This is a genomic window from Sphingorhabdus sp., from assembly GCF_046596595.1.
Lineage (GTDB): Bacteria > Pseudomonadota > Alphaproteobacteria > Sphingomonadales > Sphingomonadaceae > Sphingorhabdus_B.
Genome location: NZ_JBKJMB010000097.1, coordinates 1 through 7,189, shown reverse-complemented (window position 1 = coordinate 7,189; position 7,189 = coordinate 1). Strand labels below are relative to the sequence as shown.

Genomic DNA, 7,189 nt, shown 5'->3' with positions numbered 1-7,189 from the left:
CTTGAGATAAACCCTTCGCCACGGTCAGCGTGTCGCGCAACTTGCCTCTGACCTGAATGGCAATGGTAACCTCGTCTTCTTCAAGCAAGGCAGGGTCAACCTCTGGCCAAGGGGCGTCTGCAATCAGGTTCTCGCCTGAATCGGCACCAAGCCGCGTCCATGCTTCCTCCGCCAGATGCGGTACCATTGGGGCAGACAGCAGCACGATGTTGCGGATGGCGGTATCGCGGCTGGCCGATGGCTCGGCTTTCTCAATCGCATTGGCCAGATCGTATATTTTGGCCACGGCCTTGTTAAACGCGAGCGCCTCAATATCTGCGCCGACACCAGCGATCACCTGATGCGTTTTGCGGTCCAGAGCCTTATCTGTGCCTTGCGCTCCGCTCACTTGCGCGGTCAGCCGCCAAAGGCGCTGCACAAAACGCCAGCAGCCCTCGATGCCAGCCTCGGACCATTCGAGATCGCGTTCGGGCGGGCTGTCGGACAACATGAACCAGCGTACGGCATCGGCGCCATATTGATCGACGATGTCATCTGGATCGACGACGTTTTTCTTCGACTTGGACATCTTCTCGATGCGCCCTGCGACGGCGGGCGCGCCGCTGTCGATTATGGTCCATTTGTCTCCATCACGCCGCACCTGATCAGGGGTTAGCCACGTCCCGTTTGCATCCTGATAGGTCTGGTGCGTGACCATGCCTTGCGTGAACAAAGACGCGAACGGCTCCTGCACATCGATCATCCCAATATGGCTCAACGCCCGCGTCCAGAACCGGGCATAGAGCAAGTGCAAAATGGCGTGTTCGACACCGCCAATATATTGGTCCACCGGAAGCCATTTTTCCGCAACTGCGCGATCGAAAGGCTTATCGACTGGCTGGCTTGCAAAGCGAATGAAATACCAGCTTGAATCGACAAAGGTATCGAGCGTTTCGGTTTCCCGGCGCGCAGGCTGACGGCATTTCGGGCAGTCGACCTTGCTCCATGTCGGGTGGCGATCCAGCGGGTTCCCGGGGATGTCGAAACTGACATCTTCGGGCAAGACTACCGGTAACTGATCATTGGGCACCGGAACTGCACCGCACGCCTGGCAATGGATGATGGGGATTGGCGTGCCCCAATAACGCTGCCGCGAAACACCCCAGTCACGCAGCCGATATTGGGTCTGGCCTTCACCCCAGCCTTCAGCATGCGCGCGGGCAATGACGTCTGCCTTGGCCTGATCAATCGTCATGCCGTTCATCCAGTGCGAATTCACGATTGTGCCCGGGCCAGTAAAGGCCACATCGCCTGCAAAGGCACTATCGGTCAGATCACCATCGGCAACGACGCGGGTCACGGGCAAATGATATTTACGGGCAAAATCGAGATCGCGCTGGTCATGCGCCGGACATCCAAAGACCGCGCCTGTACCATAATCCATCAACACGAAATTGGCGACATAGACCGGCAGGTGCCAGCTGGCATCCAACGGGTGTTCGACCGTCAGCCCCGTGTTGAACCCGCGCTTTTCGGCGGTTTCAATGTCAGCAGCGGTTGCTCCACCTTTGCGGCATTCTTCGATAAAGGTCTGTAGGTCCGGCGCATTGGCAGCGAGTTTTTGCGCAACCGGATGGTCGGCGGCGATGGCTAAAAAGCTCGCGCCGAACATCGTATCGGGGCGCGTGGTAAATACATCGATGCCGCCAGTGCCGCCGGGGAAACCGAAGGTACATTTCAACCCTTGCGACTTGCCGATCCAGTTTTCCTGCATCAACCGCACCTTATCGGGCCATTGGTCAAGCGACCCGAGGCCAGCAAGCAAGTCCTCGGCAAAGTCGGTAATTTTCAGGAACCATTGGCTCAGCTTGCGGCGCTCAACCGGCGCGCCTGACCGCCAGCCCTTGCCATCTATGACTTGCTCATTGGCGAGCACGGTCATGTCAACAGGGTCCCAGTTCACCGCCGATTCCTTGCGATATACAAGGCCAGCGGCATAGAGCTTCAGGAACAAGGCCTGTTCATGGCCATAATATTCAGGCTCACAGGTTGCGAGTTCACGCGTCCAGTCAATAGCGAAACCCAGCCGCTTAAGCTGTGCTTTCATGTTGGCAATGTTGTCACGCGTCCAGCCGCCGGGGTGGACGTTTTTCTCCATGGCCGCATTTTCGGCTGGCATGCCAAAGGCGTCCCACCCCATCGGATGAAGCACCTCATGCCCGGTCATCCGCTTATAGCGCGCCAGTACATCGCCCATCGTGTAGTTGCGGACATGGCCAATATGGATTCGGCCCGACGGATACGGAAACATTTCCAAGACATAAGCGCGCGGTTTGGACGAATGGTCATCCGCAACAAAGCTGCTGCGTTCTTCCCAAATCTTTTGCCACCGCGCGTCGGCGACGTGCGGGTTAAAACGCTCTACATTGGACATAAAAATTACCCGGTGATGGACGACCGACGAAGGTCACGCGCCTTGGTGAGAATGACTGCCTCAAGCTTCTGCACAGTTGCCGCACGCAAGGGTGCCGCGACCCACTGGCCATTTTGCGAGACTTCGCGGCTGCCGGCAACGCGCAATGCGTCGGCACGAAGGTCCTGATCGAGAATAGAAATGGTCAGCTTTACGCGTTCGCTCGGGCTCTGCGGGTTCACGTACCAATCGGTCACAATAACACCGCCAGCCGAGTCGGTTTGCACCAATGGCATGAAAGACAAAGCATCAAGCGACGCGCGCCATAAATAGCTATTCACGCCGATAGTGGTGACCTGGCTTGCCGCCAAATCAGCCTGCGGTCGCTCCCTGCCGCCACAACCGGACAGAAGCCCCAGGCTTAATAGGCTGCCGGTCGCAACGATGAGTGCCAGGCGAGTGGTGCGCATAATATGTCCTCGAACAATGAAATATGGGAAAGCTCTATAGCGGCTTGCTGTCGGGAGCAAGCTTTCTGGCTGCTGAACGTGCTACAATTCATGTAGTGCTCAGCTTGGTTATGGCAGGGATTGTGGACATCATGCAACATCTCGACACAAATCGTGTTATTGGCATGATAATAAAATTACGCCTCTTTTGAATCGCCGAAATGAAGCGTATGGTTTTTTGAAATATAAAGGACTCGGCAAACAGGGCCATGAACGACGCGCGTACTCAAAAACGGAAATACGCAACTTTTGCAGCAGCATTGCTTGCAATGGGGTCGCTTGCCGTGTCGCCGCTGGTTGTTCCTGCCTTTGCTGCCAAGAGTTCAGGTGAAGAACAAAGGGCGCGACCTGACTGGGTGGCGATGTTCACACCTGCTGGTGGCGACTATGTACTGGCACAAAAATTTGCCGCGACTCAAACTGCGCCGAATGCTCGGTTTCCGTTCACACCAGCGAGCGCTGGCGAAGGTCGCAGCCGGACGATTACGGTAGCTGCACGGGCCAATTCTCGTCTCGCCGCTGGCGCTGTTTCGATACGTAATGTTGTCGCCCCGACCGAAGTTGGCGCGGGCAAGGCTGTTCGTCTGGCGGCTGTGGACTATCGTTTGACGGCGTCCAGAGGTTGGCAGGACTTTGCTTTGCCAAAGAGTCAGCAGCGCCCCGCCAAGGCACCATTGAGCGAACTTGGCAAAGGCGGCTTCCGGCTTGATGATTCGCCAAACAAGCCAAGCAAGTTCAGCACAAACATAAAGCTGGACCAAAACAGCGAAACGGCACCGCCTGCGCGCGGCAGCGCGGCGTCGGGCGATTATAAGCTTGATGTTGGCGGCAGCTTCTCGATCAGCCGCAAGATTGATGTCACCGCTGGCGTTCGTTATGCGAGCGAAAACGACCGCGTCATTCCGCTGGCGGACAACCGCAAGGACAGCGAAGCGGTCTATGTCGGAACGAAAATCCGCTTCTAGGCTTGTTTTCTCCTGAAAGTATCAATGGCGGCCCACCCGTGGATTATCCGCCGCGACATCATGTCTGCCTTTGGCCGGGTCATTCCGCCCAACGCAATCACATGGGACCTACCGGCTAAACGTGCGAGCCGTGCAAATGCCAGAGGACCTAGCGGCCGAGCCCCCGGATGGCTTTTGGTGGCAAAGACCGGTGACAGAAATATGAGGTCGGGACAAAATGCCGTTACTTCTGCAATTTCGCGCGCATCATGGACCGGTGCACTGTGCATCAAGGCACTATTTCCTCGGCTTCTGTGATGAAAGCCATCGGCATGCCAGCGCAAAGCCATGCGCGCGTCACCAGCAAGCAGTAAGATATGCCCGCGCCGCCGGCAAATCCGCAGCACCTGACGGAACAGTTTGCGGCGTTGTTGAGTAGCCAAATGATAATGGCGGAATATCACGCCTGACCGCGCGGGAAGCCGCTGAATGGCGGGCAATAAATCGTCGCCAAAGCGCGCGTCGGTCATCAGCCAGATTTTCGGCAGGGGTTGGCTTCGCGGCATGCTTCTGCCTATAGCGGCGCACTATGCAGGAAGCGACATCAGAAACATCCGCCGACCGTTTGACAGCCATCCGCGCGCGCATTGACGCCGCCGCCCGGCTGGCGCGGCGACCAGCCGAAGATATTCAACTCATTGCGGTATCGAAAACCCGTTCGGCCGAAGAGATCGCGCCGCTCATTGAACAAGGTCAAATGGCGTTCTGCGAAAACCGCGTTCAGGAAGTCGCCAGCAAATGGCCTGCGCTCAAGGAACGCCATCCGGATATAAAGCTACACCTTATCGGGCAGTTGCAGTCGAACAAGGCCGAGGAAGCGGTTGCGTTGTTCGACATGATCCACTCGGTCGACCGGCTGTCGCTCGTCGTTGCGCTTGGCAAGGCGATGCAAAAACAGCAGCGGCAAGTACCCTGCTTCATTCAAGTCAACATCGGCGCGGAAGAGCAGAAGGGCGGCTGCACAGTTGCGGACTTGCCGGATATGCTCCGTGCCGCCGAAGAACAGGGCATTCCAGTGGCGGGACTCATGTGCATTCCGCCTGCCAATGTCGAGGCGGCACCTTTTTTCGCGTTGCTTGCTGAACTGGCGGCGCGCCACGATCTTGCGCAGCTGAGCATGGGCATGTCCGATGACTTCGAAACCGCGATCATGCTTGGCGCAACCTATGTCCGCGTTGGCACGGCTCTATTTGGCGAACGCACCGGCGCTGTATAATGGGAAGCGTGCGAAACCCGTTCGCGTTGCGACCAACGCGTCTGCGCCCTCGCCATCCGACAGGTCGCAGGCCCGAAGGATAGCAATATCCTGAACATCCAGACCACCGGTCAGCGTGCCAAAGGCCGGCATGATCAACTTGCGCGTACTTTTGACGAAGCAGCGCCGCGACACAAGCCGTCCACGCAGCACTTGCCGGAATTTGGGATGGAAATGGCCCGAAATTTCGGGATTGGGGTCACCACGCTGCGCCTCGTGCCGAAGGGTAATGCCGGACAAGGTCATCTCGTCGCGCGCATTGCCCCCCCAAATGCCCGAGACATCCCGGTCATGGTTGCCTGTAATCCAGATCCATTCGGTGTCGCAGGCCAAATTGACCAACAATTCCGCTGCGGAATCCGCCAGCCTACTCTCGCCGTCATCGTCGTGGAAATTATCGCCAAGCGAGATGATCTTGGCTGGCCTATATTTTTTGCAGAGCGCCGCAATGTCCTCAAGCGTGGCTATGCTGTCATAAGGCGGCAACATCTGCCCGCTGAGCGCGAATGCGCTGGCCTTTTCGAGGTGTAGATCGGACACCAACAGTGCTTCCTGCGCGCGCCAGTACAAAGCAGCCTCTCCAACCACTTCAAAACACGCGCCGCCAAATTCAAAACTATCCGCCATTATCTGCGCCTATGCGGATTGTCGTTCGCCACTGCAAGCAGATGGTGGCAAAACCCTACGACCCAAGCGCTACCCGCGTATTTGGTTGGCGCGCGACGCCCTTGGGTAGGTCAAAACCGACGCGGCGATTGCTGAAATCGATCAGGACGCGGTCAAAAAGTTGCAGGGCGTCCATGCCAAGCAATATGGCTGGCCGGTCTTGCAGGTTCAAAGCCGTAAATGCGTAATTGTCGGCAAAGGTCATAGGCAAATCCTGAATAGTCAGCCCACCGATGTCAATTTCGCGGATCTGGGTGAAACCGCCGTTTAATATTGTGCCAGTAACGCTGCGCATCTTCACCGGAATAAAATCGAAATTCCGGTCACGGCGGCGCAACTTATCGCGCAGCGCGACATTGCCCATGCTGCTTTGCGCGCCAGTGTCCAATATGATGTCGACTTTCATGCCATCAATTTGGGCACTTGAAAGGATCATCCGGCCAGCTTTTCGCTTGGCTTGAACGACGATCATGCCATTTTCCAGCTTCGTTTTTCCACGTGTTTTGCGCGAAGGCAGGACATCCATCGTCTGTTTGGCAAAATCGAGGTGAACGCGGTTATCTTCAAGGCTGTCGATGCCCAATAGCCCATAAGCGCCAATGTTAGCGCGCTCGAGGCCGGGCGCTTCAATGCCCTGAAGATTGACCGATGCCGTCGAGATCGAATCGATAAAGAAACTGTTGACCTTATACTGGCCCGAAATGGTGGCGAGCGTCAGGATCGGGCCAGCTTCCAATGCAAGTTTGCGGGCCAAGTCGTTGGCAATGACCGTGCGTTCTGCCCCTGTGTCGACGATGAACGGCACCGCTTCGCTGCCATTGACGCGGACTTGGACGGTCATGCGGTCGCTGCGGTCAATGTTGAACTGCTCGGTGATAGCAGCGATATCAGCGCCGGCTTGGGCTTCGGTTTGCGGTATATCCTGCGCCGTCGCGGACATGCTAAATACCAGACCCAAAAACCCAACAGCGGCGTGTCGCATTTCATATTCTCCAATCCTGCGACAATAGGCCTGTTTGCGCGCAGCTACAAGAGATGGCCCGTCGAAGAGAATCTGCATTTTGTCGATGCTCCGACAAAGCCAATTGTTGCGCGGCGGGCTTTGCGTTAGCCATGGCTCCGAGAATGTCAAAAAGGGGATAATTATGAAAAAACTTCTGTTGATTGCGGCCTTGGCGCTGCCGATAATCCCTGCATTTGCGGACGCACCAAAGCCCGATGCGCTGGTCGCTGACGGTATGCCGGCTATTCCAGACGAGCTCCCCGTTCAGACGCGCCCCTATATGGAATTCCGGACCGCCAGCTTTGCCGGATGGCACCCCATCGACAAATCGATGCTGGTGGCAACGCGGTTTGCAAATAC

At 56.8% G+C, this 7,189-nt stretch carries 7 protein-coding genes and 1 pseudogene; 3 read left to right on the top strand and 5 right to left on the bottom strand.

Annotated elements, in window-relative coordinates:
• Both leuS and ACLL9E_RS10045 read right to left on the bottom strand, forming a co-directional pair.
• On the bottom strand, window positions 1–2,413 hold a 2,413-nt coding region (leuS, locus tag ACLL9E_RS10050), incomplete at its 3' end, for a leucine--tRNA ligase (protein WP_411291602.1).
• Window positions 2,414–2,418: 5 nt separating this feature from the next.
• Window positions 2,419–2,862, bottom strand: a complete 444-nt coding sequence (locus ACLL9E_RS10045) for a DUF3576 domain-containing protein (protein ID WP_411291601.1) — start codon at window positions 2,860–2,862, stop codon at window positions 2,419–2,421.
• Between the two features lie 248 nt (window positions 2,863–3,110).
• Between ACLL9E_RS10045 and ACLL9E_RS10040 the strand changes: the two genes are divergently transcribed.
• Window positions 3,111–3,866: a hypothetical protein gene (locus ACLL9E_RS10040; RefSeq protein WP_411291600.1), complete on the top strand. Its 756-nt coding sequence runs from the start codon at window positions 3,111–3,113 to the stop codon at window positions 3,864–3,866.
• Here the strand turns inward: ACLL9E_RS10040 and ACLL9E_RS10035 are convergent.
• A complete protein-coding gene (locus ACLL9E_RS10035; RefSeq protein WP_411291599.1) occupies window positions 3,863–4,411 on the bottom strand; it encodes a thiamine phosphate synthase in 549 nt (182 codons plus the stop codon). The genes ACLL9E_RS10040 and ACLL9E_RS10035 overlap by 4 nt on opposite strands.
• A gap of 23 nt (window positions 4,412–4,434) precedes the next feature.
• Between ACLL9E_RS10035 and ACLL9E_RS10030 the strand changes: the two genes are divergently transcribed.
• Window positions 4,435–5,121 carry a YggS family pyridoxal phosphate-dependent enzyme gene (locus tag ACLL9E_RS10030; protein WP_411291598.1) on the top strand — a complete coding sequence of 229 codons (687 nt, stop codon included), beginning with the start codon at window positions 4,435–4,437 and terminating at the stop codon, window positions 5,119–5,121.
• Here ACLL9E_RS10030 and pdeM read toward each other — a convergent pair.
• Both pdeM and ACLL9E_RS10020 read right to left on the bottom strand, forming a co-directional pair.
• On the bottom strand, window positions 5,092–5,787 hold the full coding sequence (pdeM, locus tag ACLL9E_RS10025; RefSeq protein WP_411291597.1) for a ligase-associated DNA damage response endonuclease PdeM: 696 nt from the start codon (window positions 5,785–5,787) through the stop codon (window positions 5,092–5,094). The genes ACLL9E_RS10030 and pdeM overlap by 30 nt on opposite strands.
• Window positions 5,788–5,842: 55 nt before the next feature.
• Window positions 5,843–6,886, bottom strand: a complete 1,044-nt coding sequence (locus tag ACLL9E_RS10020; protein ID WP_411291596.1) for a retroviral-like aspartic protease family protein — start codon at window positions 6,884–6,886, stop codon at window positions 5,843–5,845.
• Window positions 6,887–6,971: 85 nt separating this feature from the next.
• Here ACLL9E_RS10020 and ACLL9E_RS10015 point away from each other — a divergent pair.
• A pseudogene (locus ACLL9E_RS10015) lies at window positions 6,972–7,189 on the top strand (S9 family peptidase); the annotation flags it as partial.